General features: G+C 71.3%; 20 protein-coding genes. 12 read left to right on the forward strand and 8 right to left on the reverse strand.

The window, feature by feature from the left end; translation table 11 throughout:
• Window positions 1–104 precede the first annotated feature (104 nt).
• Complete coding sequence (locus tag ACWEFL_RS19630) at window positions 105–1691, reverse strand: helix-turn-helix domain-containing protein (RefSeq protein WP_451714025.1); 1587 nt, start codon at window positions 1689–1691, stop codon at window positions 105–107.
• Window positions 1692–1870: 179 nt separating this feature from the next.
• Here ACWEFL_RS19630 and ACWEFL_RS19635 point away from each other — a divergent pair, with 179 nt between their 5' ends.
• Window positions 1871–2464, forward strand: a complete 594-nt coding sequence (locus tag ACWEFL_RS19635) for a hypothetical protein (RefSeq protein ID WP_451714028.1) — start codon at window positions 1871–1873, stop codon at window positions 2462–2464.
• Between the two features lie 223 nt (window positions 2465–2687).
• Here ACWEFL_RS19635 and ACWEFL_RS19640 read toward each other — a convergent pair whose 3' ends face one another.
• Window positions 2688–3257 carry an adenylosuccinate lyase gene (locus ACWEFL_RS19640; RefSeq protein ID WP_451714031.1) on the reverse strand — a complete coding sequence of 190 codons (570 nt, stop codon included), beginning with the start codon at window positions 3255–3257 and terminating at the stop codon, window positions 2688–2690.
• A gap of 445 nt (window positions 3258–3702) precedes the next feature.
• Here ACWEFL_RS19640 and ACWEFL_RS19645 point away from each other — a divergent pair, with 445 nt between their 5' ends.
• The 9 genes from ACWEFL_RS19645 to pssA all read left to right on the forward strand — a co-directional run bounded on the left by ACWEFL_RS19645 (window position 3703) and on the right by pssA (window position 14806).
• A complete protein-coding gene (locus ACWEFL_RS19645; RefSeq protein WP_451714033.1) occupies window positions 3703–5487 on the forward strand; it encodes a 3-hydroxyacyl-CoA dehydrogenase family protein in 1785 nt (594 codons plus the stop codon).
• Window positions 5488–5629: 142 nt separating this feature from the next.
• Window positions 5630–6505 (forward strand): TetR family transcriptional regulator, encoded by an 876-nt coding sequence (locus tag ACWEFL_RS19650; RefSeq protein ID WP_451714036.1) that lies wholly within the window; start codon window positions 5630–5632, stop codon window positions 6503–6505.
• Window positions 6506–7019: 514 nt separating this feature from the next.
• Window positions 7020–8393, forward strand: coding sequence for a crotonyl-CoA carboxylase/reductase (gene ccrA / locus ACWEFL_RS19655; protein ID WP_451714038.1), 1374 nt, complete (start codon window positions 7020–7022; stop codon window positions 8391–8393).
• 12 nt (window positions 8394–8405) lie between these two features.
• A complete protein-coding gene (locus tag ACWEFL_RS19660; protein WP_451714040.1) occupies window positions 8406–10445 on the forward strand; it encodes a protein meaA in 2040 nt (679 codons plus the stop codon).
• On the forward strand, window positions 10442–11407 hold the full coding sequence (locus ACWEFL_RS19665) for an HpcH/HpaI aldolase/citrate lyase family protein (protein WP_451714043.1): 966 nt from the start codon (window positions 10442–10444) through the stop codon (window positions 11405–11407). Before ACWEFL_RS19660 ends, ACWEFL_RS19665 begins: the two co-directional genes overlap by 4 nt.
• A gap of 5 nt (window positions 11408–11412) precedes the next feature.
• Entirely contained in the window at window positions 11413–11925 is a 513-nt protein-coding gene (locus tag ACWEFL_RS19670) for a MaoC family dehydratase (protein ID WP_451714208.1), read from the forward strand.
• A gap of 2 nt (window positions 11926–11927) precedes the next feature.
• The gene (locus tag ACWEFL_RS19675) at window positions 11928–13133 is read left to right on the forward strand and encodes an acyl-CoA dehydrogenase family protein (protein ID WP_451714046.1); all 1206 of its coding nucleotides are present in this window, start codon (window positions 11928–11930) and stop codon (window positions 13131–13133) included.
• A 169-nt stretch (window positions 13134–13302) separates the two neighbouring features.
• Complete coding sequence (locus tag ACWEFL_RS19680; protein ID WP_451714048.1) at window positions 13303–13959, forward strand: phosphatidylserine decarboxylase; 657 nt, start codon at window positions 13303–13305, stop codon at window positions 13957–13959.
• The gene (gene pssA, locus ACWEFL_RS19685) at window positions 13946–14806 is read left to right on the forward strand and encodes a CDP-diacylglycerol--serine O-phosphatidyltransferase (RefSeq protein ID WP_451714051.1); all 861 of its coding nucleotides are present in this window, start codon (window positions 13946–13948) and stop codon (window positions 14804–14806) included. The genes ACWEFL_RS19680 and pssA overlap by 14 nt, the downstream gene beginning before the upstream one ends.
• Before the next feature lie 395 nt (window positions 14807–15201).
• Here pssA and ACWEFL_RS19690 read toward each other — a convergent pair whose 3' ends face one another.
• From ACWEFL_RS19690 to ACWEFL_RS19710, 5 genes are all read right to left on the reverse strand, one after another.
• The gene (locus ACWEFL_RS19690; protein WP_451714053.1) at window positions 15202–16242 is read right to left on the reverse strand and encodes a D-alanyl-D-alanine carboxypeptidase family protein; all 1041 of its coding nucleotides are present in this window, start codon (window positions 16240–16242) and stop codon (window positions 15202–15204) included.
• Between the two features lie 320 nt (window positions 16243–16562).
• Window positions 16563–17798 (reverse strand): ATP-binding protein, encoded by a 1236-nt coding sequence (locus tag ACWEFL_RS19695; protein ID WP_451714056.1) that lies wholly within the window; start codon window positions 17796–17798, stop codon window positions 16563–16565.
• Window positions 17799–17803: 5 nt separating this feature from the next.
• Window positions 17804–18589, reverse strand: a complete 786-nt coding sequence (gene cseB / locus ACWEFL_RS19700; RefSeq protein ID WP_451714058.1) for a two-component system response regulator CseB — start codon at window positions 18587–18589, stop codon at window positions 17804–17806.
• Window positions 18590–18686: 97 nt separating this feature from the next.
• On the reverse strand, window positions 18687–19685 hold the full coding sequence (locus ACWEFL_RS19705; protein WP_451714211.1) for an endonuclease/exonuclease/phosphatase family protein: 999 nt from the start codon (window positions 19683–19685) through the stop codon (window positions 18687–18689).
• Between the two features lie 709 nt (window positions 19686–20394).
• Complete coding sequence (locus tag ACWEFL_RS19710; protein ID WP_451714060.1) at window positions 20395–21528, reverse strand: glycerate kinase; 1134 nt, start codon at window positions 21526–21528, stop codon at window positions 20395–20397.
• Between the two features lie 127 nt (window positions 21529–21655).
• On the opposite strand from ACWEFL_RS19710, the gene ACWEFL_RS19715 reads away from it, so the two are divergent.
• A complete protein-coding gene (locus tag ACWEFL_RS19715) occupies window positions 21656–22762 on the forward strand; it encodes an ADP-ribosylglycohydrolase family protein (RefSeq protein ID WP_451714063.1) in 1107 nt (368 codons plus the stop codon).
• Window positions 22763–22841: 79 nt separating this feature from the next.
• Window positions 22842–23330: an NUDIX domain-containing protein gene (locus tag ACWEFL_RS19720; protein WP_451714066.1), complete on the forward strand. Its 489-nt coding sequence runs from the start codon at window positions 22842–22844 to the stop codon at window positions 23328–23330.
• Between the two features lie 162 nt (window positions 23331–23492).
• On the opposite strand, the gene ACWEFL_RS19725 is transcribed toward ACWEFL_RS19720, so the two are convergent.
• Window positions 23493–24467 (reverse strand): AraC-like ligand-binding domain-containing protein, encoded by a 975-nt coding sequence (locus tag ACWEFL_RS19725; protein ID WP_451714068.1) that lies wholly within the window; start codon window positions 24465–24467, stop codon window positions 23493–23495.
• Between the last annotated feature and the right edge of the window lie 274 nt (window positions 24468–24741).

The following is a 24741-nucleotide window of genomic DNA, read 5'->3' on the forward strand; positions in this document are numbered from 1 at the left end:
CCGACGGTCCCGAACCGGCGGGAGTGCCTGCCCGACGGTCCCGGCAGGCACTCGCGCCGGGCGATGACGCCGGTGCCGGCCGGGGCGGCCTACCGGATCGACGGTCAGTCCGCGTACCAGCGGGCGGCGGCCGAGTCGTACACATAGGAGGGCCTGCCCTCGACCCCGGTCGTACGGAAGGGGCGTCCCCTGTCGTCGATGCGCAGCGTCCCCGAGCGGTCGCCGCTGCTCCACTTCAGCTCCAGATACCAGTCACTGTCCCGGGAGGTGCTCCCGGCGGTGACGAGCAGGATCTCGGGGTCCTTGAGCGAGACCCGGTAGGGGAAGGAGACCGCGGCGATGGGCCCGTTCTCGTCCCGGCCGTTCACGGAGCGCGCGATGGGCCGGGACTTGTCGAGGTCGACCTCGAACATCCGGGGAGTGATCGATCCGCCGCAGCCGAGGCTCATCTGATAGACGTTCCCCGGCGGCGGGGTCCGCCTCGCGGCGACCCTGACCCGCAGCGACTGGAGCACCACGGCCTGGTCGCTCTTGCCCTGCACGGTGATCCGGACCCTGGTCCTGCCGCCGTGCACCGCGCCGGTGGACCGGGCCCAGAGTTCCGCGTCGGACTCGGCCGGGGGCGGCGGGACGGCGGTGGGGGCCCGGTTTACGAGGTAGCCGTGATCGCAGCCGTTCGCCCAGACGTGCTGGTCGACGGCGACGGTGAACGGCGTACCGACTTCCCCGCGCCCGTCCGGCTCCGTACTCGAGGAGGACGGGGACAGGGACGGGCTCGGGTGGGGCTGCCGGACTCCCGCGCCGTCCGATGCGGCGGGCGCACCGGACGGCGAGGCGCTACGGGACGCGGAGGCGGCCGGGCCGGTTCCGTCCCCGGTGGCCGGGGATTCGCCTCCTTCCGCTTCCGCGCCACCGGGCTGCCGCGCGGCGGCGTGGTTCCCGCCCGGCGGGCGGAGCGGGGACTGGTCGAACGCCATCAGGAGGCCGAAGACGGCGACGGTCGCGACGACGCCCGTGACGAGGGCCGCGCGCCGTCGGCGCGGGGAGCGGGCGGGCACGGAGGAGCGCCCGGGCGCGTAGGAGCGTACGGAGACGGGCGAGGCTTTCCCTCCAGCCCCCTCCCGTCCGGTCCCTTCCGGTCGGATGACGGTCACTTCGGAGGGGGTGACCGGTGCGGGGGCGGGGGTACCGGGCAGGCCCCGCGCGCCGGGCCGGGACGGCGGTGCCGGAACGGGATCCTCCGTGACGGAGGCGTCCGGCGGGGCGGGCCCGTCGGACGCACCGGCCCCTCCGGACGCGCGGGACGTATCGGATGCACGGGACGTGTCGGGCGCGTCCGATACGTCGTCCCCTCCGGGCCGGGGTGTTCGGTCCGGCTGCCCGTGCGGCGGTCCCGCCGAGGCCGCCGGGCCCGTCGCGGCCTCCTGGCGGCGACGGCGGTCGGCGTCCGCCAGGACCCAGAGGCGGTGGAGGGAGACCAGGTCCTCACCGGCGCAGCCGCAGAGCCGGGCGAGGCGTTCGACGGGGGCGAACTCCATGGGGACCGTATGGCCCGAGCAGTAGCGGTGGAGGGTGGACGCGCTGACTCCCACCCTGCGCGCGAGCGCGCCGTAGCTGCGGCCCGAGGCGTCCCGCATCTCACGCAGTCGGCGCGCGAACGCCTCGGTTTCGGTTCCTCGTGACGTGTTCACAACCGTTCCAGCTCTCCGGCCGTCCCAGGGCGGCGTTCCACCCCCCTTGAGTAGTGCCACGTCAGCGGGGGTGGAATGGTTCCACCGTTCCGGGAACGGCCGGGACGCTTGTGTCCGCCCGCCGGGCTGCCGAAGCTGGTGATCGCTCCAACGACCACCGAGCAACGGGGATCCATGCCATGAAGAAGATGTTCCGTACCGCCGCCGTCACCGCGGCGGCGCTGGGCCTGACCGTCGCCTCCTTCACCTCGGCCGGCGCCGCTCCCTGGCCGGCGTTCCTCTCGGCTTCGCAGCTGCCCGCGGCGCCGACGCCGTGGACGGCGGGCCCGGCACAGGCCGGTCTGCCCGAGGACTTCTGCACCGCCGGGACCGCGGCGCGGGCCGCCAGCAAGCACCGGCTGTTCTGGACCGAACTGGACACCAACGCCCGCCAGACGATCACGGTCGCGCCCAGCGAGGCGAAGGCGAAGGCGCTCGTCACCAAGGTCCGCGCCTCGATCGAGAGCTGTCTCGGCCGGTTGCAGCAGCAGAACCCGACACTCCAGGGCGAGGCCGTCTACGAGGGCCCCGTCAACATCGAGGAGGGCGCGCACGTCTACAGCATCGACACCTGGGACCCCGAGGTCGGCTCGGACGACGTCTCGCTGTACTCGGTCGGCCGGGACGGCCGGACGGTGACGGTCATCGGCTGGGGTCAGCTGGGCGACATGGGCGGCGCGCCGCTGGCGGGCTTCAGGGCGACGACGAAGACCGCGGTCGCCAAGCTCCACTGAGCCGCGCCCACGAGGACCGGCTCCCGTGGCGGCCGATATGAATGTCCGGCGGTGACCCTTTCAGGAGGTCCGACGGATGCCGGGGGGAGTCGCGGGCTCCGGAGCCGGGGGTTCTCCCCGCTCCGGAGCCCGTGACGCGCACGCCGGGGAGGGCCCGCGCGCGTCCGGGCAGCGGCCTCCGGAGGCGGACCGGCTCGACCGGTCCGCCCTGTTCCGCCGTCGCTCACGGACTCAGACGCGCCAGTGCGGCGTGGGCCGCCGCCGAGAGCCTGGGATGAGCTCGCGCCGACTCCAGTACCTCGCCCGCCCGTCGGTCGCCGAGCGCGCCCAGCCCCTCCACACAGGCGAGCGCCACCCGCCAGTGCGGATCGCCGGGGCCGAGGCGGCGGCGGAGCACGGTGATCAGCGCCGGTACGGACTCGGGCGCCCGGAGCCGGGCCAGCAGGCGGACCGGAACCAGGGCGTAGGCGACCCGCAGCTCGTTGGTGGCGAGCGCCGCGGCGGCGCGCGGCGTACGGGGGTCGGCCAGCTCGGACAGCGCGTGCGCGGCGGAGACGCACCGTTCGCCGTCACGGTGGTTCAGCAACAGGACCAGAGCCTCGAAGGCTCTGCGATCGCCGGCGCACCCCAGCCGGAAGGCGGCGATCTCCCGCGCCCAGAGCGGACGTTCCCGTTCCGTGAGCACACCCGCCAGTTCCTCGGGGTCCGGCGTCGCCAGCAGCCGTTCGTACGCCGCCGAGCCGCCGGACTCGTCCCGCAGACGCTCCGCCAGTGCCCGTAACTCCTCGTCCATGAAGATCACCTTATCGGCGCCCGGAACCATCCCGGTCCCGAGCGCCCCCGCCCCGGCGACCGGGCAAGCCGGGGCCGTGGACCCGCATAGGATCACCGCCGCCTCGCTCCGTGCGATCCAGATCACATGGGGTGCGGTCTGGCGCGCTCATTACCCGCGGGTTAATCTCATGTGAGCGGGTTACACCCGCGACTCCGGTGGCCTGGTGACGCAGCCACCGAGTGCAGTCGGTTCGGTGAAACGGCAAGGACAGCGGTGCGCGCGTCGGTGGCGCGCCGCGTAGGGCATGGCTCCGGGACAGAGCCCGCCGCCCCAGTACCACGCTCCGCGTCCGGTACGCGTTGTGCGCTCTTCGGCGCACTCTCCCGCGCGCCGCCGCCGCTCGCGTGCCTCCTGATCGCACGCGCGGCCCCTCCTTCAGTCGTCACTCACCTGGAGTCCCCTGATGGACATCCCTCTCCACACCATTGCCGTCGTCGGCCTCGGCACCATGGGCGCCGGCATCGCCGAGGTCCTCGCCCGTGCGGGCCGCGAAGTGATCGGCGTCGACATCAGCGAGGCAGCGGCCCGCCAGGCCGTCGTCGCCCTCGAAGCCTCCACCGCCCGCGCCGTGGAGCGCGGGAGGATCACCGAGAGGGAGCGCGCCGACACCCTGGCCCGCTTCCGTACCTTCTCCGACCTCCAGGCGGCGGCGGACGCCGATCTCGTGATCGAGGTCGTCTCCGAGTCGTACGAGACCAAGCAGCAGGTCTTCCGTGAGCTGGACGGCATCGTCCGCCCCACCACGATCCTCGCCACCGGCACCAACGCGCTCTCCGTGACCCGGCTGGCCGCCGAATCCGAGCACCCCGAACGTGTCCTCGGCATGCATTTCTTCAACCCGGCCCCGGCCATGAAGCTGGTCGAGGTCGTCTCCTCCGTGCTGACCGCGCCCGCCGCCGTCACGGCCGTCACCTCGCTCGCCCGTGAGCTGGGCAAGGAGCCCGTGGCCGTCGGCGACCGGCCCGGATTCATCGCGGACGGGCTGCTCTTCGGCTATCTCAACCAGGCCGCGGCGATGTACGAGGCCAAATACGCGTCCCGCGAGGACATCGACGCGGCGATGAGGCTGGGCTGCGGGCTGCCGATGGGCCCGCTGGCGCTGCTGGACCTGATCGGCATCGACACCGCGCGTACGGTTCTGGACGCGATGTACGCCGAGTCCCATGACCGGCTGCACGCTCCGGCCCCGATACTGAAGCAGCTCAGCGAGGCCGGGCTGACCGGCCGGAAGACGGGCCGGGGCTTCTACTCCTACGCCGCTCCCGGCACCCCTGACGTCGTGCCGGACGCCCTGACCCCGCGGCCCGCCACGGACGGGGAGGCGGCTCTCCGGGAGATCCGGTCGGTCGGCGTGGCCGGTTCCGGCACCATGGCGAGCGGTATCGCGGAGGTCTTCGCCAAGGCGGGTTATGACGTGGTGATCGCCGCGCGCTCGCTGGAGAAGGCGGAGACCGCGAAGGCCCGCATCGCCAAGTCGCTCACCCGCTCCGTCGACAAGGGCCGGATGACGGCCGAGGCCAGGGAAGACGCACTCGGCCGGATCACCCCGGCGGGCTCGCTCGACGCGTTCGCGGAGGTGGATCTGGCGCTGGAGGCCGTCGCCGAGGATCTGGCGGTCAAGCGGCAGCTGTTCGCGACGCTCGACAAGGTCTGCAAGGAGGGCGCGGTGCTCGCCACCACCACCTCCTCGCTGCCGGTCGTGGCCTGCGCCCGCGCGACCTCGCGCCCGCAGGACGTCATCGGGATGCACTTCTTCAACCCGGCCCCGGCGATGAAGCTGGTCGAGGTCGTCCGTACGGTGCTGACCGCGGACGACGTCCACGCCACGGTCCGCGCGGTGACCACGGAGATCAAGAAGCATCCGGTCGACTGCGGCGACCGGGCCGGTTTCATCGTGAACGCGCTGCTGTTCCCGTATCTCAACAACGCGATCAAGATGATCGAGCAGCACTACGCGACCGTCGACGACATCGACGCCGCCATCAAACTGGGCGGCGGCTACCCGATGGGGCCCTTCGAACTCCTCGACGTCGTCGGGCTCGACGTCTCGCTCGCGATCGAAAACGTGCTGCACCGCGAGTTCCGCGACCCCGGGCTCGCGCCCGCGCCACTGCTGGAGCACCTCGTGGCCGCGGGCTGCCTCGGCCGGAAGACGGGCCGTGGCTTCCGCGAATATGCCCGGCGCTGATCCATCGGCCGGCTGGGGCGGACTCCTCGAACCCTCCGAGGAGCCGCCCCCGCAGCCGCCCCCACGGGCGGCTCCGGGGCGGGTCCGAGCACCCGCTCCCGGCGTCGGTGACGCCGCCCCACACGCGCGCTCTCCTGCACGGATGCAGTACGTTCGGGGCATGGCCCAGCCCGCTGATCCCAGTCGTCCTTCCCCCCGCGCCAAGACCGCCGCCGACGCTCCGGAGAGTGCCGCAGGCAACCGCGCCGCCGCCCAACGCCTCAAGATGCGCCGCGAATTGGCGGCGGCGGCCATGGAGCTCTTCGCGACCAAGGGATACGAAGCGACGACCGTGGACGAGATCGCGGCGGCGGCCGGAGTCGCCCGGCGGACGTTCTTCCGCCACTTCCGCTCCAAGGAGGAGGCGATCTTCCCGGACCACGACGACACGCTCGTACGCGCCGAGGCGGTCCTGAACGCGGCACCGGCCCACGAGCACCCGCTGGACACCGTGTGCCAGGGCATCAAAGAGGTCATGCGGATGTACGCCTCCTCCCCCGCGGTCTCCGTGGAGCGCTACCGCCTCACCCGTGAGGTGCCCACCCTGCGGGAACGGGAGATCGCCTCCGTGGCCCGCTACGAGCGGCTCTTCACCCGCTATCTGCTGGGCCACTTCGACGAGCGCGACCACCACGACGGCAACGACGACCCGCTGCTGGCGGAGGTGGCGGCGTCGGCGGTCGTCACCGCGCACAACCATGTGCTGCGCCGCTGGCTGCGGGCGGGCGGCGAGGGCGATGTGGAGGCCCAGCTCGACCACGCGTTCGCCATCGTCCGGGACACCTTCGGGTCGGGCATCGGAGCGGGCCGCGCCCAGCCCGCCGAACTCGCGCCCGCTCCCCCGGCCGCGCCGGAACCGCCGGCCGCTCTCACCTCGACCCCCCAGGACGAGGTTCTAGTGGCGGTGGCCCGCACGGACGCGCCGCTGGACGATGTGATGCGCACGATCGAGCGCGCGCTGCAGGGCCGCCGGGGCTGAGCCGCGGGGCCCCGACCGCGCCCCACCTGACACCCGACCGGCCCAACGGCCCCGCCCCTCACCCGCAGGGCCCACCCCTCACCCGCCGGCCGCTGCCTTCGCCCGCGAGGCCGGCCACCACCTGCCGGGCCCCGGCATCCCCTCCCGGCCGCCGCCGCACGGCACCGCGGCCCCCGAAACGACCCTCTGGTTGCCCATTGCCGCCAGCGGGATGACACTTGAAAGAAAATATTGGCACGCAGTGCCTTGTCACCTGACACGGCGTGCCATACGGTAAAGGCGTCCGGGCGGCCGGCGTGCAGAGATCACGCGTACGCCGGCTGTCCCCGCAACCCGCGACCAACACGCGGCTGCGCGCCCGGACGCCTGCGTCACAGGCTCCCGACCGCGCTCACCAGCGCCGCCGATCACCATCCGCCGAACCGACGGCACACCTCCACAGCAGCAGCACCGCTCCCTCACCCTCATCGGGGTACCCCTCGGGGTGCCCTCGCGCTTCGCCGGAGGCAACACCGTGAAGGAAATCCTGGACGCGATCCAGTCGGCGGACTCCACGTCCGCGGACTTCGCCGCGCTACCGCTCCCCGAGTCCTATCGCGCGGTGACCGTGCACAAGGACGAGGCCGAGATGTTCGCCGGCCTGGAATCCCGCGAGAAGGACCCCCGGAAGTCCCTCCACATCGAGGATGTGGCGACACCGGAACTCGGCCCCGGCGAAGCGCTGGTGGCCGTCATGGCCAGCTCCGTCAACTACAACTCGGTCTGGACCTCGATCTTCGAGCCGCTCTCCACCTTCACGTTCCTGGAGAGGTACGGAAAGCTCTCCGAGCTGACCAGGCGGCACGACCTCCCGTACCACGTCATCGGCTCCGACCTGGCGGGTGTCGTGCTGCGCACCGGCCCCGGTGTGAACGCCTGGAAGCCCGGCGACGAGGTCGTCGCCCACTGCCTCTCGGTCGAGCTGGAGTCCTCGGACGGCCACAACGACACGATGCTCGACCCCGAGCAGCGCATCTGGGGCTTCGAGACCAACTTCGGCGGCCTCGCCGAGGTCGCGCTCGTCAAGTCCAACCAGCTGATGCCCAAGCCCGGCCATCTCAGCTGGGAGGAGGCGGCCGCGCCGGGGCTGGTGAACTCCACGGCGTACCGCCAGCTCGTCTCGCGCAACGGCGCGGGCATGAAGCAGGGCGACAACGTCCTGATCTGGGGCGCGAGCGGCGGACTCGGCTCGTACGCCACCCAGTTCGCGCTGGCCGGCGGCGCCAACCCGATCTGTGTCGTCTCCAGCGACCAGAAGGCGGAGATCTGCCGGGCGATGGGCGCCGAGGCGATCATCGACCGCAACGCCGAGGGCTACCGGTTCTGGAAGGACGAGCAGACCCAGGACCCGCGCGAGTGGAAGCGGTTCGGCAAGCGCATCCGCGAGCTGACGGACGGCGAGGACGTCGACATCGTCTTCGAACACCCCGGACGCGAGACCTTCGGGGCCTCCGTGTACGTCACACGCAAGGGCGGGACCATCGTCACCTGCGCTTCGACGTCCGGCTACACCCACGAGTACGACAACCGCTATCTGTGGATGTCGCTGAAGCGGATCATCGGCTCACACTTCGCCAACTACCGCGAGGCGTGGGAGGCGAACCGGCTGATCGCGAAGGGCAAGATCCACCCGACGCTCTCCAAGGTCTACTCGCTCGACGAGACCGGCCAGGCCGCGTTCGACGTGCACCGCAATCTGCACCAGGGGAAGGTCGGCGTGCTCGCCCTGGCCCCGGCCGAGGGTCTGGGCGTGCGGGACGAGGAGATGCGCGCCCGGCACATCGACGCCATCAACCTCTTCCGTGACGCGTCGGCCGGGCAAGCGGCCCGCCCCGGCGGGAACATCTGAGAGACGGCACCTATGACAGAGCGCCAGAAGGACCGCCCGTGGCTCATGCGGACGTACGCCGGTCATTCGACCGCCGAAGCGTCCAACGAGCTCTACCGGCGCAACCTCGCCAAGGGCCAGACCGGTCTGTCGGTCGCGTTCGACCTCCCGACGCAGACCGGCTACGACCCGGACCACATCCTCGCGCGCGGCGAGGTCGGCCGGGTCGGGGTCCCCGTCTCCCACCTCGGCGACATGCGCCGGCTGTTCCAGGACATCCCCCTGGAGCAGATGAACACCTCGATGACCATCAACGCGACGGCCATGTGGCTGCTGGCGCTGTACCAGGTCGTCGCCGAGGAGCAGGGTGCGGACATCACCGGGCTCCAGGGCACGACGCAGAACGACATCGTGAAGGAGTACCTGTCGCGCGGGACGCATGTCTTCCCGCCCGGCCCGTCGCTGCGGCTGACGACGGACATGATCGCCTACACGGTGAACCACATCCCCAAGTGGAACCCGATCAACATCTGCAGTTACCACCTCCAGGAGGCCGGTGCCACGCCGGTCCAGGAGATCTCGTACGCCATGTCGACCGCGATCGCCGTGCTGGACGCGGTCTTCGCCTCCGGCCAGGTCCCCGAGGAGCGCAGGGGTGACGTCGTCGCCCGTATCTCCTTCTTCGTGAACGCGGGCGTCCGCTTCATCGAGGAGATGTGCAAGATGCGCGCCTTCGGCCGTATCTGGGACCAGGTCACGCGTGAGCGGTACGGCATCGAGAACCCCAAGCACCGCCGTTTCCGCTACGGCGTCCAGGTGAACTCCCTCGGCCTCACCGAGGCCCAGCCGGAGAACAACGTCCAGCGGATCGTGCTGGAGATGCTGGCCGTCACGCTCTCCAAGGACGCCCGCGCCCGCGCCGTACAGCTGCCGGCCTGGAACGAGGCGCTGGGCCTGCCCCGGCCGTGGGACCAGCAGTGGTCGCTCCGTATCCAGCAGGTGCTCGCCCATGAGTCGGATCTGCTGGAGTACGAGGACATCTTCGCGGGCTCGCACGTCATCGAGGCCAAGGTGGACTCCCTCGTCGAGGAGTGTCTCGCCGAGATGGGGCGGATCGAGGAGATGGGCGGCGCGATGGCGGCCGTCGAGTCCGGCTATCTCAAGTCGCAGCTGGTCTCCTCGCACGCCGAGCGGCGGGCGAGGATCGAGGCCGGTGACGACAAGGTCGTCGGCGTCAACGTCTTCGAGACCACCGAGGACAATCCGCTCACCGCGGACCTCGACGCGGCGATCATGACCGTCGACCCGGCCAATGAGGCACGGGTCGTCGCCGCCCTCCACGAGTGGCGCGACCACCGCGACGAGGAACGGGCCACCGACGCGCTGACCGCGCTGAAGAAGACGGCGGCCGGTTCCGAGAATCTGATGGCCGCCACGCTGGAGTGCGCCCGCGCGGGTGTCACCACCGGCGAGTGGGCGTGGGCGCTGCGCGATGTGTTCGGCGAGTTCCGCGCGCCGACCGGCGTCTCGGGCGCGCCCGTCGCGGTCGCCGCCGAGGCGGGCACCCCGCTCGCCCTCGTCCGGGAGAAGGTGGCGCGCACGGCCGATGAGCTGGGCGCGGGACGGCTGCGGCTGCTGGTCGGCAAGCCCGGTCTCGACGGGCACTCCAACGGTGCCGAGCAGATCGCCGTACGGGCGCGGGACGCGGGCTTCGAGGTGGTCTACCAGGGCATCCGGCTCACGCCCGAGCAGATCGTCTCCGCCGCGCTCGCGGAGGACGTGCACTGTGTGGGGCTCTCCATCCTGTCCGGCTCGCACGCCGAGCTGGTGCCCGATGTGCTGGCGCGGCTGCGGGAGGCCGGTGCGGCAGCCGGACCGGGCGGTCCGGGAGACAACCCCATTCCGGTGATCGTCGGCGGGATCATCCCGAACGCCGACGCCGCCGAGCTGAGGGCGGCGGGCGTGGCCGCCGTGTTCACCCCGAAGGACTTCGGCATCACGGAGATCATCGGACGTATCGTCGACGAGATCCGCAAAGCGAACAAGCTAGAACCTCTGGAGGTCCCCGCATGACCGAGCCCCTGAACCGTCTGCGTCCGCGTCGTTCCTGTCTCGCGGTGCCCGGCTCGAACCCGCGGTTCCTGGAGAAGGCCCAGGGCCTGGCCGCCGACCAGGTGTTCCTGGACCTGGAGGACGCCTGCGCGCCGCTGGCGAAGCCGGACGCCCGCCACACGATCGTGAAGTTCCTCAACGAGGGCGACTGGAGCGGCAAGACGCGGGTCGTACGGGTCAACGACTGGACCACCGAGTGGACCTACCGGGATGTCGTCACCGTCGTCGAGGGCGCGGGCCCCAACCTGGACTGCATCATGCTGCCCAAGGTCCAGGACGCCCAGCAGATCGTCGCGCTCGACCTGCTGCTGACCCAGATCGAGAAGACCATGGGCTTCGAGGTCGGCCGGATCGGCATCGAGGCCCAGATCGAGAACGCCGCCGGTCTGGTGAACGTGGACGCGATCGCCGCCGCCTCCCCCCGTCTCGAGACGATCATCTTCGGCCCGGCCGACTTCATGGCCTCCATCAACATGAAGTCCCTCGTGGTCGGCGAGCAGCCGCCCGGCTATTCGGCCGACGCCTACCACTACATCCTGATGCGGATCCTGATGGCCGCCCGTATGCACGATCTGCAGGCCATCGACGGTCCCTACCTCCAGATCAAGAACGTCGACGGGTTCCGCGAGGTCGCCGGGCGCGCCGCCGCGCTGGGCTACGACGGCAAGTGGGTGCTGCATCCCGGACAGGTCGAGGCCGCCAACGAGGTCTTCTCCCCGTCGCAGGACGACTTCGACCATGCGGAGCTGATTCTGGACGCGTACGAGTACCACACGTCCGAGGCGGGCGGCCGGAAGGGCTCGGCGATGCTCGGCGACGAGATGATCGACGAGGCGTCCCGCAAGATGGCCCTGGTCGTCTCCGGCAAGGGCCGTGCCGCCGGGATGACCCGCACCTCGAAGTTCGAAGCCCCGGAGGCGTGACGAGCATGCAGTTCGGCCGTACCTATGAAGAGTTCACCGTCGGCGACGTCTACAAGCACTGGCCCGGAAAGACGGTCACCGAGTACGACGACCATCTCTTCTGTCTGCTGACGATGAACCACCACCCCCTCCACATGGACAGTAATTATGCGGAGAACACCACCGATTTCGGCAAAAACGTGGTGGTGGGCAATTACATCTACTCCCTGCTGCTGGGCATGTCCGTACCGGACGTGTCGGGCAAGGCGATCGCCAATCTGGAGATCGAGTCACTGCGGCACGTCGCCCCGACGTTTCACGGCGACACCCTCTACGGCGAGACGACCGTGCTGGACAAGACCCCCTCGAAGTCCAGGAACGACCGGGGCATCGTCCAGGTGGAGACCAAGGGCTACAAGCAGGACGGCACCCTCGTCTGCGTCTTCCGCCGCAAGGTCATGGTGCCCACCGAGACGTACATCAAGGAGCGCGGCGGCGAGCAGCCCGGCCGCCCCGAACTCAAGGAGCAGGTGAAGTAGCGATGGCCCGACTCGCCCTGACCCACGGGCTGACGGATGTCCAGCAGGAGATCCTGTCGACCGTGCGGGACTTTGTCGACAAGGAGATCATTCCTGTCGCGACCGAGCTGGAGCACCGCGACGAGTACCCGGAGCAGATCGTCGAGGGCCTCAAGGAGCTGGGCCTGTTCGGGCTGATGATCCCGGAGGAGTACGGCGGGCTCGGCGAGTCGCTGCTCACCTACGCGCTCTGCGTCGAGGAGATCTCCCGCGGCTGGATGTCCGTCTCGGGCATCATCAACACGCACTTCATCGTGGCGTACATGCTCAAGCAGCACGGCACACAGGAGCAGAAGGACGCCTTCCTGCCCCGGATGGCGCTGGGCGAGGTGCGCGGGGCGTTCTCGATGTCGGAGCCGGCCCTGGGCTCGGACGTGTCGGCGATCACCTCCAAGGCCGTCCGGGACGGCGACGAGTACGTTCTCTCCGGCCAGAAGATGTGGCTGACGAACGGCGGAACGTCCCATCTCGTCGCCGTTCTGGTCCGCAGTGACGAAGGACACGCCGAGGGGACGGCCGCCCACAAGTCGATGACGACCTTCCTGGTCGAGAAGGAGCCCGGCTTCGGCGAGGTCCGGCCCGGTCTCACCATCCCCGGGAAGATCGACAAGATGGGGTACAAGGGGGTCGACACCACCGAGATGATCATGGACGGCCTGCGCGTTCCGGCCGACAGGGTCCTCGGCGGCGCCACGGGCCGGGGCTTCTACCAGATGATGGACGGCGTCGAGGTGGGCCGCGTCAATGTGGCGGCGCGCGGCTGCGGCGTCGCCCAGCGGGCGTTCGAACTGGGAGTCTCGTACGCCCAGCAGCGTCACACCTTCGGCAAGCCGATCGCCCAGCACCAGGCGATCCAGTTCAAGCTGGCCGAGATGGCTACCAAGGTCGAGGCGGCCCATGCCATGATGGTGAACGCCGCTCGCAAAAAGGACTCGGGTGAGCGAAACGACCTGGAAGCGGGGATGGCGAAATACCTCGCCTCCGAGTACTGCAAGGAGGTCGTCGAAGACGCTTTCCGTATCCACGGCGGTTACGGCTTCTCCAAGGAGTACGAGATCGAGCGCCTCTACCGCGAGGCGCCGATGCTGTTGATCGGTGAAGGCACCGCTGAAATCCAGAAAATGATCATTGGTCGTCGGCTGCTCGAGGAGTACCGATTCCAGGGTTGATCGTCGCTTTTGGGCCGGTTGGGCCGTGAAGGTGATCGCACCCCGTTATCGCCTTCCGGCCCCCGACTCGGGTTCCGGCTTTCCCAGTTGCGGCCCGCAACCGCTAGCATCGCCGGGAAAGCCGCCGTCCCCTGTGCCAGCGCGGCATCATCCGCTACGAAGGTCATCCATGCCCCACAGCCAAACCTCTGCATCGCGCGACGTATTCCCCAAAGGACGCCTTGCTCGCGGAGCATCGCCGTGGCTTCTGCCGACCGTCGCCACCGCAGCACTCAGCCTTGCGCGTGCGCGCCGCTCCCGGCGTGCCGCGGTCATCGCCGTGCCCGCCACCGCGCTCGCGGCGGGCATGCTGTGGTTCTTCCGCGACCCCGAGCGCGAGATCGCCCATGGCCGGATCATCTCGCCCGCCGACGGCGTGGTGCAGAGCATCATGCCGTGGAAGGACGGCCGTACCCGCGTCGCGATCTTCATGAGCCCGCTGAACGTCCATGTCAATCGCGCACCGCTGGCGGGCACGGTCACCACCGTGGAGCACATCCCCGGCGGCTTCGTTCCGGCTTTCAACAAGGAGAGCGAGAACAACGAGCGCGTCGTCTGGCACTTCGACACCGAGCTGGGCGACATCGAGATGGTGCAGATCGCCGGCGCCGTCGCCCGGCGCATCGTCCCGTACATCCCCGAGGGCACCAAGGTCGAACAGGGCGACCGCATCGGTCTGATCCGCTTCGGCTCCCGTGTCGACATCTACCTTCCCGAAGGTGTCGAGGTCGCGGTCGAAGTCGGTCAGACCACGACCGCGGGGGTGACTCGCATTGACCGTGATTGATCCCGAGACACAGGCCGGCTGGGTCGCCGAGGCGGACGCGGACACGGAGGACGAAGCGGAGGAGATGCCTCTCTCGCTCCGGCTCTCGATAGCGGACACTCTCACCCTCGGGAACGCGACCTGCGGATTCATGGCGGTGTACTTCACCACCACCGGAATCCTCATTCCGCATCTCACGGGCAGCCAGGAGACCGGCATGGCGCGGCACAGCGCCGCGACCGCCGTGATCCTGATGCTGCTCGCGGCGATCTTCGACCTGTGCGACGGACTGGTGGCGCGCAAGCTGCGCAGCTCGCCGATGGGCGCCGAGCTGGACAATCTCTCGGATCTGATCAGCTTCGGGCTCGCTCCGGCGTACTTCGTGCTCGTCTACGGCATGGTCGCGGACGACGCCCATCAGAAGGTCTCGGCCGTGGCCGCGATCGTGGTGCTGCTGGCGGTGGTGCTGCGGCTCGCGAGATTCTCGTGCGTGACCATGAAGGACGGCATGTTCCAGGGCATGCCGAGCCCCTTCGGCGCGCTGACGGTCGTCTCGATCGTGCTGCTGGAGCTGCCGTTCATCCCGACTCTGCTGGCGATCATCGGTACGGCATGGCTGATGGTGAGCCGGGTCGAGTACCCGAAGCCGCGGGGCGTGCTCGCGGTGGCGATGCTCGGCTGGATCGTCTCCGCGATGGGTCTGCTGGCGGCGTGGGCGTTCGACGCCCCCGGCGGTCAGCTGCTGCTCCAGACCGGCTGCGCGCTCCAGGTGGTGCTGGGCGCGGTGATTCCGCTCTTCGCCACGGCGCGGCGGGTGAACACCTTCCGCGACAACCGCCGTGAGGCACGGGCGGCGCAGCTGCCGTGAGCGGTGCGTGACATCGACGGAGGCCCGGACGCGTACCGCGTCCGGGCCTCCGTCGTGTTCGGGCCTCCGGGGCGGAGCGGGGCGGGACGGCCCTCCGGGCCGAGGTGGTGCGGGGCGGACTGCCGGCCGGGGCGGCGCGACCGCGCGGCCGGGGCGGTACGGCATCCGCCGGGGCGGCGCGGGGACGGTCCGGCGTCGGGGCGACGCGGCCTCCGGAGCGGAGCGGGGCGGCCCTGCGGGCCGGGTGTGCGGTACGGCATCCGCCGGGGTGGGGACGGCCCTCCGGGCCGAGGTGGTGCGGGGCGGTGCGACCGCGCGGCCAGGGTGGTGAGGCATCCGCCGGGGCAGGGCGGCCCCGGCGTTGAGGTGCCATGGGCGACGCGGCGGAGCGCGGGTCATCGGTTGCGGGCGGCGGCCTGGGTGACGGCGTCCGGGAGGGCGGCGCGGATCGCGGTGATCAGGGTGCGGCTGGTCTCGCGTGCGGCGGCGCTGCCCGCCATGGGGTTGGTGTCGGGGCGCTGACGCAGGACGACTCCGAGGATCAGTCGGGGGGCGCCCGCGATCTCCTGGGTGACGGCCCACATGAGGTTGCCGCCCGCAGGGGTGGAGGAGCCGGTCTTCAGGCCGATGACCCCCTCCTGGCCGAGGAGCTTGTTCGTGTTGTGGAACGGTGCACCGGCGCCGGGGGCGGTGATGGAGGGAGTGGCCACGATCTGACGGAAGGCCGGGTCCTTCATGACAGCGCGCGCCAGCTTCAGTTGGTCGGCCGCCGTGCTCTTCGTACTGGCTTCCATACCGCTCGCCCCGGTGTAGGTGGTAAGGGTCATGCCGAGTTCGGCGGCGGCCTTGTTCATCTTCTTGACGAACTCCTCCTGGCTGCCGGCGTCCCAGCGGGCCAGCAGACGGGCCGCGTTGTTGGCGGAGGCCACCATCATGAATTCCAGCAGCTGACGCTGGGTGTACTCCCGCCCGGCCAGCACCGGGACGGTCGACTCGACGGACGAGAACGACTCGTCGGCGGCCTGCTGGTCGGCCACCAGCTTCGCGCCCGGGGCGTCGGCCCGCATCGGGTGGTTCTTCAGGATCACGTAGGCGGTCATGACCTTGGTGACGCTGGCGATCGGAACCGGGGACTGTCTGCCCTTGGTGCCGAGGCTCCCGATCCCCTCGACCTCGGCGCTCGACTGCCCCTCGGAGGGCCAGGGCAGGTCCATCCTCTCCGCCACAGGGGCCACGGGAGCCACGGTGGATCTGCCCGGGTCGGGCAGTTCGTCGCCTCCGACCGCGTACCAGGCACCCATGCCCGTCGCGAGCGCGACCACGGCGGCCAGCGGGACGAGGACGGAACGGCGGAAGCCGAAGAGGGCAGCGGCACGGGAGCCGGGACGGGAGTCAGGGCGGTCGTCGCCACGGGAGTCGGGGAGTTCGGCGTACATCAGGACACCTCCAGGAAGACGCGTGCGGTTGCCGCACCCGAATCACCTTCGAGGAGTCGTTCTTCCGGACCGATGCGTCGCCGTTTCCGGTGCCGCGAGACTGCGTTGCGGTTCCGTTTCAGGCCGCTCCGGGGGTCAGGTCGCTTCTGATGGATCAGGCTGGATCAGGGAGCGGGGCCTGGTGCCGTGCATCGCAGGGCGGAGGAGGGAGTCCATGCGGTGGGGGTACCTCCCGGGCCGCCAGGCCCAGGGTGGGGGTACCTCCCGGGCCGCCAGGCCCAGGGGGAAGGTGCCAGGCCACGCGAGCCCGGCAAGATCCGTCAGGAGCGGCCCAGGTCGAGGGTGGCGACCGCGCCCCCGTCCGGGGCGTTCGCGAAGGTCAGCCTGGCTCCGAGGACCCCTGCCTGCCCCTGCGCGACGGTCAGCCCGAGCCCGTGGCCGCGCCCGCGTTCGCTCGCGCCGGTACGGAAACGCTGCGGGCCCTCGTCGAGCAGTGCGGCGGGGAAGCCCGGCCCGTGGTCGCGTACGGTGATTCGCGCGCCGGTGACCGTGACCTCGACGGGAGCCGCGCCGTGACGGTGCGCATTGGCGACGAGGTTGACCACGATCCGCTCCACCCGGCGCGGGTCGGTCTCCACCACCTGGGCGTCCCCGGCGGTGACCCGGGTGTCCGTCCCCGTGCGCCGTACCACGTCGGCGACCAGTTCGCCCAGCGGCACCGCGTCGAGGCGGGCCCGCTCGATGCCCGCGTCGAGACGGGAGATCTCCAGCAAATCCTCGGCCAGCGCGTTCAGCGCCCGCACCCGGTCCCGTACCAGTTCGGTCGCCTCGTGGTCCTCCGGGAGCAGTCCGGCGGCGGTGACCAGGCCCATCAGCGGAGTGCGCAGCTCGTGCGCGACGTCAGCCGTGAAGCGCTGCTCGTTCTCCAGCTTGCGCTGCAGGGCCGCGGCCATCTCGTCGACGGCCGCCGACATCTCGGTGATCTCGTCGCGGGCCCGTCCGGTGCGGCCGATACGGGCGTCGAGGTCGCCGTCGGCGATCACGCGGGCGGTACGCGCGCCGTGGCGCAGCCGTCGGTTGATCGGCTCGGTGGCCAGGGCGGCGAGCGGGACGACGACGGCGAGTGCGGCGAGTACGGAGGTGACGATGCTGCGGTCGAGGAGCTGGAGGCTGCGCTCCTCGATGTACATGTCGGTCTTGACGACCAGTACCTGGTCACCGACGACCATAGCGCCCCACATCCAGTGCCAGTTCGGGCCCTTGGCGTCGTACCAGACGCCGTAGAGTCCGCCTCTGCTCGTCTCGGCGGCCAGATCTCGCGCCAGCGGCTCGGGCACTTCCTGCGGCGACATGATGTCGACGGCTTTCCCCGTGCGCTTGTACTTCTGCTCGGCCGTGGCCAGGAGGCCGGCGACCCGGTCGTGCCCCGCCTCCATTCCGCGGTCGCGGGTCTCGTTGTGGACGAGGACGCCGATCACGGCCGCGACCGCGCAGCAGGCGGCGGCGGCCAGCGCGGCTATCTTCCAGCGCAGGGCGCGGGGGTTGAGGAAGTTCACGGCGGTCAGTCGCGGACGAGTTTGTAGCCGAAGCCCCGGACGGTCTCGATCCGGGTGCTGCCGATCTTCTTGCGCAGGCGGAGCACGCACAGGTCCACGACGCGGGTGTCGCCCTCCCAGCCGTAGTCCCAGACGTCGCGCAGCAGGCGGCGGCGGTCGAGAACGACACCGGGAGCGGCGGCGAACTCCAACAGCAGGCGCAATTCGGTGGGGGTCAGCGGGACGGTCCGCCCGGCCCGGCGCACCTCCATCCCGAGGGTGTCCACGCTGAGGTCCCCGAAGACGAGCAACCCCTCGGGGGACTGGTCGGCGGTCCTGGCGGCACCGGTGGGGGCAGTGGGCTCCGCCGCTCCCGCGGGGGGCCGCCGGGGTGGCTGAAAGGTGGCGCGGCGCAGCAGGGCGCGGATGCGGGCGACCAGGACGGGCGTGTCGACCGGCTTGACCACATAGTCGTCGGCGCCCGCCTCCAGGCCGGCGATCACGCCGAGGGAATCGCCGCGCGCGGACATCATCAGGACCGGGACCAGGCTCTCCTCGCGGATCCGGTGGCAGAGGCCGATTCCGTCGAGTTCGGGCAGCATCACGTCGAGGATCAGCAGGTCGTGTTCGCCCGCGCGGAAGGCATCCAGACCGCTGAGTCCGTCGGCGGCCACCGTGACCTCGTAACCGTAGCGTTCCAGGGCGAGCTGGACGGCGCGGCGGATGGTGGCGTCGTCCTCGACGAGGAGCACGCGGACGGGGTTCGGGACCCGGGCTTCCGGCACATCACCTACCTGGTCATGAAGGTTCATTCATCCCTCGCATGGTAGTCAGTCGGCGCCGGCAGGCCAGTCGGCAGGGCAGCAGGGCTGTCACCAGGCAGCCGACGGTCCGAACGAGAGGCCCTGGTCACAGCCGCAGGGAAGCCGCGACGGGGAGGTGGTCGCTGCCGGTGGCGGGCAGGGTCCAGGAGGAGAGCGGGGTCATCCCCTTCACCAGGATGTCGTCGATGCGGACCACCGGAAACGCGGCGGGCCAGGTGAAGCCGAAGCCGTCGCCGGCCTCCCGCTGCGCGGAGCGCAGCTGCGAGGTCACCGGGGCCAGCGCGGTGTCCTGGGCCGTGCCGTTGAAGTCGCCCAGCACCACGACGCGGGGCAGCGGCTCCGCCCGTACCGCGGCGGCCAGGTTCCGGACCGCCGCGTTGCGGCGCTCCACGGCGAAACCGCTCGGGAGGACCCGTACCGACGCGAGATGGACGGCGAAGACGGCGACGGGCCCCTTCGGGGTCTGGGCCGTGGCCCGGATCGCGCGGGTCCACGGCATGATCGGCACCGCCTCCACGTCCTTGAGCGGATGCTTGCTCCACAGGCCGACGCCGCCGAGCACCGAGTGGTGCGGGTATGCGGCGGCCAGCTCACGCGTGTAGACGGCCGCCGCCTCCGCCGACAGTTCCTCCAGCGCCAGCATGTCCGCGCCCGCGGCGGCGAGGGTGCGTGCGGTCCGCTCCGGATCCCGGTTCTCCTCGTCCGCGTTGTGGCTGACCACCGTCCAGTCTCCGCCGCCGGAGCGCTTGTCGGTGAGGACACCGCCGAAGAGCGACACCCACACCACGGCGGGCGCGAGCACGGCGACGGCCGCGAGCCGGGAGCGGCGTACGGCCGCCGCCGCGAGCAGGACGGGCACGCTCAGGCCCATCCAGGGCAGCAGCGTCTGGAAGAGGCTGCCGAGGTTGCCGACCCCGTTCGGGATCCGGCCGTGCAGCGCCATCAGCGCCGCGCAGAGCAGCGCGGCGGCGGTGAGCCATCGGCCACGGCGGCCGACGGTGATGACACGGCGGGTCGCGGTGTGCTCCGCGTCGGTGGCGGGCTCGGAGCCCGTGGCGGGCTCGGCGTCGGTGGCGGGCTCCATGACCGTGGCGGGCACGGACCCCTTCGGAGCGCTCGGCACAGCGATGTCTCCCAACGTCTCGTACACCGGGGATCGGGTACGTCCACAGCCTCGGGGAAGCGCGCTTCCGGCTGGTCAGGGCCCTGCTTCAGGCACCGCGCGGCTGTGTATCAAGCAGGTATCGGCCCGCCGGGACATGCCGGCCGTGGCGGTACGTCCCCGAAAGGGTGGTGCGCGGCAGCCGCCGGGGTGGGGAGGCCGGCGTCGGGGCGGAACAGCCCCCGACCGGGTGGTACGGCCTCCCGGCCAGTACGGCGTCTGACCAAGTGCTGTGGCTGGAGAGGTTTGCCGTGGGCCCGTGGCGTCAGGTGCGGTGCCGCGCAAGGCGGAGGTCCGCAGCTCGTACGCGCCGTACTCGCGTGGTCCGACAACGCGGCGTGGTGGTACCTCCCGGGCCGCAGGGCCCAGGGTGAGCCTGCAGGGCGTCCCGGGCCGGTGAACGATTCCGTAGCCGGCGAGGTACGGCCGCCCGGCCGAGCGGGATGGCGCATCGGGTCCGGGCGGGAGGGCCGGGCGTCGCGGCGCGGCTTCCGGGATGTGCGTCACGCCGGTCGGGGGTGACGCCGCTACGGTCGGCCGTGCCGGGACAGGGTACGCGGCGGGACCGGCCTGACCGTACGGCCGTGGTCACCGACCGCGTTCCGGATGAGCCGTCCTCCGAGGACCCCGCTCACGTCAGGAAGTCCCGCGCGATGCCCGACGCCACGCGCTCCAGCAGCTCCCCCGCCTCCGCCATGCACTTCGCCGGATCCGGTTCCAGTTCGAGGAGCGGATACGCGCGGCGGATGCCCGCGCGGCCCAGGGCCTCCGGCGGGAGGGCCAGACGGCCGCAGACCGCGATCACCTCGATGCCGCGGGCACGGGCAGCCGCCGCGACGCCCACGGGGGCCTTGCCGTGGAGTGTCTGTTCGTCGAGGGAGCCCTCGCCGGTGATCACCAGGGTGACGTCTTCCAGCGCGGCGGCGAAGCCGAGGACGTCGAGCACGACCTCGACGCCCGGACGGAAGCTCGCGCCGAGGGCGGCCAGTGCCCCGTAGCCGGTGCCGCCCGCCGCGCCCGCGCCGGGCGCGTCGGCCAGGCCGGGGCCGAGGACGGACGCGTAGTGCGCGAGGCCCGCGTCGAGCGCGGTCACCTCCGCCGGTGTGGCCCCCTTCTGCGGGCCGTACACCGCGGCCGCGCCCTTCGGCCCGGTCAGGGGGTTGTCGACATCGCCGGCGAGGACGAGTTCGGCGGCCCCGAAACGCGGGTCGAGCCCGGACAGATCGGCTCTCGCCAGCTCGCGCAGCCTTCCGCCGCCGGGGCCGAGGGGCTCGCCGTCGGCGTCGAGGAAGCGGGCGCCGAGGGCCGCGAGCATTCCGGCGCCGCCGTCCGTCGTGGCGCTGCCGCCGACGCCGAGGACGATCGTCCCGGCTCCGGCGTCGAGCGCCGCGCGCAGCAGCTCGCCCGTGCCGTATGTCGTGGCGGTGAGCGGCGCGAAGACTCCGTCCGGGAGCAACCGGAGTCCGGACGCCTCCGCCATCTCGACGACCGCGGTGCCGTCCCGCAGGGCGTACGCGGCGGTGACGGGTTCGCCGAGGGGCCCGGTCACCCGTACCTCGCGACGGTCGAAACCGGCCGCCACGGCCGCCGCGACCGTGCCGTCGCCGCCGTCCGCGACGGGCAGGGCCACGACGTCCAGGGCCGGGACCACGCGTTCGAGACCGGCCGTCACCCGCTGGGCGACCTGTACGGCCGTCAGCGATCCCTTGAACTTGTCGGCCGCGATCAGTACCCGCGCCGGCCGGACAACCGCTCCGTTCGTCACCTTGCTCGCGTCACCTTGCTCGCATCCCTCTGCCGTCGAACAGGCAGTCGCACCGCCTCGACCCTATCCCCTTCCCTGTCGGCCCTGGTTGCGGACGTGCCACCCTTCGACGGGGTAAACCAGATGCATGGGACTGCACCACTCGGAGCTGACCGACCGGGTGCTCGGCGGCTGGCTGGGCAGAGTCGCGGGCAACATGCTCGGCAAACCCGTGGAGCGCGGCGAGTACTGGACACGTGAGCGCATCGACCGCTATCTGCGGCGTACGGACGCGCTTCCGCTCACGGACTACCTCCCTGCGCCCCCCGCCGACACGGCTCCGGGCGAGTTCGAACTGCGCCCGGAGTGGCAGTGGTGTGTGCGGGGCCGTATCCACGGCAGTTGCCGGGACGACGATGTGGACTACGCGATCCTCGGTCTGCATCTGCTCGAGACCCACGGCTTCGGGTTCACCACCGAGCAGGTGGGCGAGTTGTGGCTGAACCGGCTGCCGTACCTCCAGACGTTCACCGCCGAACGGGTCGCCTACCGCAATCTCGCGAACGGGCTGAAGCCGCCGTCGACCGCGTCGTACGAGAACCCGTACCAGGACTGGATCGGCGCGCTCATCCGCGCGGACGTCTTCGGCTGGACCTCCCCCGGAGATCCGCGCCGCGCCGCCGCGCTCGCCCGCCGGGACGCGGTCCTGTCCCATCGGGGCGACGGAGTGTACGGGGCTATGTGGGCCGCGGGGATGATCGCCGCCGCGTTCACGGCGAGCGGGCCGCGCGAGGCGATCGAGGCGGGGCTGGCGCAGATCCCGGCGGGCAGCCGCCTCGCGCGTACGGTCGGATACACGGCCGCGCTGCACGAGACGGGCGTCGACTGGCCGGACGCGCTCACCGAACTGGAAGCCCGCACGGACGGTCTGGGCTGGATCCACACCGTGCCCAACGCCGCCGTCATCACCGCCGGACTGCTGTACGGCGGAGGTGACTTCACCCGCACGATCGCGCTGACGGTACGCGGCGGGCTGGACACCGACTCCAATGGGGCGACGGCGGGCTCGGTGGCCGGTGTGCTGTGCGGCGCGTCGGGCATTCCGGCGCGGTGGACCGTACCGCTGGAGGACCGGGTGCGCAGTGCGGTGTTCGGGTTCGACGGGGCGCGGATCAGCGAACTGGCTGCGCGTACGGTCCGGTTGGCCACCGCGGATCCGGGCGTCCGGGACCCCCGTCCGGGCGTCCCCGGCTAGACGGTGCGGCGACCGGAGGGGATTCCGGTCGGCGGCAGGATCGGCGGACGGGTTCGCCGTGACCGCTTACGCTTCCGGGATGACCACGGACTACGCCGAGTACATCGCCTCCCTGCCCCGCGTCCTCTCCGGAGCCGCCGCTCTCTTCCGGGATGAGAGGGGGCGGGTGCTCATCGTCGAGCCCGGCTACCGCGAGGGCTGGGCACTGCCCGGCGGGACGGTCGAGTCCGACCAGGGGGAGACGCCCCGGCAGGCCGCCCGGCGGGAGACCCTGGAGGAGATCGGGCTCGATCTGGAGCCGGGCAGGCTGCTGGCGGTCGACTGGGTACGCGGTCCGCAGCGACCGCCGATCGTGGCGTATGTGTACGACGGCGGACCGCTGACGGAGGAACAGCTCAAGGCGATCCGGCTCCAGGAGGAGGAACTGCTGTCCTGGCGGCTGGTGGACCGCGCCGAGATCCCCGGCTTTCTGCTGGGGCCGCTCGGGGACCGGGTCGTCGCGGCGCTCGACGCGCTCGTCACGGGGTCGGGGCCGGTCGAGCTGGTGGACGGGTTGCCCGCGGTCTGAGATCTCCCCCCGGCACCGGGAACGCGGCCGCCGGGTTCCCGTGGTCGACCGCCCCCGAAGGGCCGCCCGGACGCACCCGGTCCGGGCACCCGCACCCGGGGCCGGGCACCCGCGCCCGCGCGCCCGGGCCGGGGCCCATCGGCCCCTCGGCCGAGCAGACACTCAGCTCTCCCCGGGGGCGGCCCCGTGCAGGACCTGGTGGCGGAAGGCTCCGGGAGTGATGCCGTACGCGTCGCGAAACGCGCGGCCGAAGACGGTCACATTGGTGAAGCCCCAGCCGACGGCGATCGCGTGGACGGGCTGGGCGGCCAGTTCGGGACGGGCCAAGTCGGCACGGCAGCGCTCCAGACGGCGGCGCTTGATGGAGGCGGCCACACTCTCCTCCCGCTGTTCGAAGACCGCGTACAGCGTGCGCAGGGAGATGTGGTGGCGGGCGGCGACGACACGGGGGCTGAGGCCGGGATCGTGGAGGTTGTGGTCGATGAAGGCGTCGATCCGCTCCCTCAGCAGTTGTGCGCGCGTTCTGGCGGGAAGCCGGTCTCGGGCCCCCAGGTGATGGGCGAGAAAGTCGGACGCCAAATCCACCGCCAGAGTCCCGAGCCGGCGTCTTTCCCACGGTGAGCAGTCGGCGGCGTGGGTTGCCAGGGTCCGCATGAACCGGCTCAGGAAGACGCCCACGCCCTGATGGGCTTTCAGGGGTCGTGCGACCAACTGGTCGATTCTGTTCTCCGGGAGCGGTAACTCCTCCCGCAGCAGGTGCAGCATGATCAGCCGTGTGTCGTGCACATCGGCTCCCGTTCCCGCGGTGAGGGGATGCGAGGTGTCGAAGACCACCACGTCCCCGGCGGCGATCTCGGCGTCGTTACGGCGCTGGGAGATCCACATGGAGCCCTCGGTTATCAGCGCCAGGTTGTACCGACCCGGATCGCCGCGCCTGATCATCGTGGGTGTACGCCACGATCGGAGGGCGCCGTGGCTGAAGCACGACACATCACAGGCTCCGAGTGCCAGTGTCCCGGCACTGGCGTGGAAGGTGGTCGGATCCTCGATGGCGAGCCTGGTGGGAGCGACCGAACGGCCGATGAGTTCGTGGTACCAGTCGGGCCTTTCCTCTTCGGGCAGGTCCCGGGTGGACATCCACGTCCACATCGACTTCTCCTCCCCGCCACCACAGGTCGGGGAGTCTCGCCCGGAGCCGGCCCCCCTCGGTCCCTCACGCCGCCATGACTCTAGGGATCGTTCCGCCCGCCCGGAACCGGGCTTTCGGTCAGGGACAGGGCGCACCGGACAGCGGTGGACATGGAGCAGGCAGCGGGACGACCTCCCGTTCGCGCTCGCGGGAATCAGGGGAATCAGCAGTGTCGCCAAGGTCCTGTTCCCAGTCCCGGCCGGTGTACGGGGAGGGCCGTAC

The organism is Streptomyces sp. NPDC004838 (genome assembly GCF_053600955.1).

Coding starts and splice junctions, on each gene's coding strand:
- ACWEFL_RS19635 (WP_451714028.1), top strand. CDS start 1,871: ATGAAGAAGATGTTCCGTACCGCCGCCGTCACCGCGGCGGCGCTGGGC.
- ACWEFL_RS19640 (WP_451714031.1), bottom strand. CDS start 3,257: ATGGACGAGGAGTTACGGGCACTGGCGGAGCGTCTGCGGGACGAGTCC.
- ACWEFL_RS19645 (WP_451714033.1), top strand. CDS start 3,703: ATGGACATCCCTCTCCACACCATTGCCGTCGTCGGCCTCGGCACCATG.
- ACWEFL_RS19650 (WP_451714036.1), top strand. CDS start 5,630: ATGCAGTACGTTCGGGGCATGGCCCAGCCCGCTGATCCCAGTCGTCCT.
- ACWEFL_RS19660 (WP_451714040.1), top strand. CDS start 8,406: ATGACAGAGCGCCAGAAGGACCGCCCGTGGCTCATGCGGACGTACGCC.
- ACWEFL_RS19665 (WP_451714043.1), top strand. CDS start 10,442: ATGACCGAGCCCCTGAACCGTCTGCGTCCGCGTCGTTCCTGTCTCGCG.
- ACWEFL_RS19670 (WP_451714208.1), top strand. CDS start 11,413: ATGCAGTTCGGCCGTACCTATGAAGAGTTCACCGTCGGCGACGTCTAC.
- ACWEFL_RS19675 (WP_451714046.1), top strand. CDS start 11,928: ATGGCCCGACTCGCCCTGACCCACGGGCTGACGGATGTCCAGCAGGAG.
- ACWEFL_RS19680 (WP_451714048.1), top strand. CDS start 13,303: ATGCCCCACAGCCAAACCTCTGCATCGCGCGACGTATTCCCCAAAGGA.
- ACWEFL_RS19690 (WP_451714053.1), bottom strand. CDS start 16,242: ATGTACGCCGAACTCCCCGACTCCCGTGGCGACGACCGCCCTGACTCC.
- cseB (WP_451714058.1), bottom strand. CDS start 18,589: ATGAACCTTCATGACCAGGTAGGTGATGTGCCGGAAGCCCGGGTCCCG.
- ACWEFL_RS19705 (WP_451714211.1), bottom strand. CDS start 19,685: ATGGAGCCCGCCACCGACGCCGAGCCCGCCACGGGCTCCGAGCCCGCC.
- ACWEFL_RS19715 (WP_451714063.1), top strand. CDS start 21,656: ATGGGACTGCACCACTCGGAGCTGACCGACCGGGTGCTCGGCGGCTGG.
- ACWEFL_RS19720 (WP_451714066.1), top strand. CDS start 22,842: ATGACCACGGACTACGCCGAGTACATCGCCTCCCTGCCCCGCGTCCTC.
- ACWEFL_RS19725 (WP_451714068.1), bottom strand. CDS start 24,467: ATGTCCACCCGGGACCTGCCCGAAGAGGAAAGGCCCGACTGGTACCAC.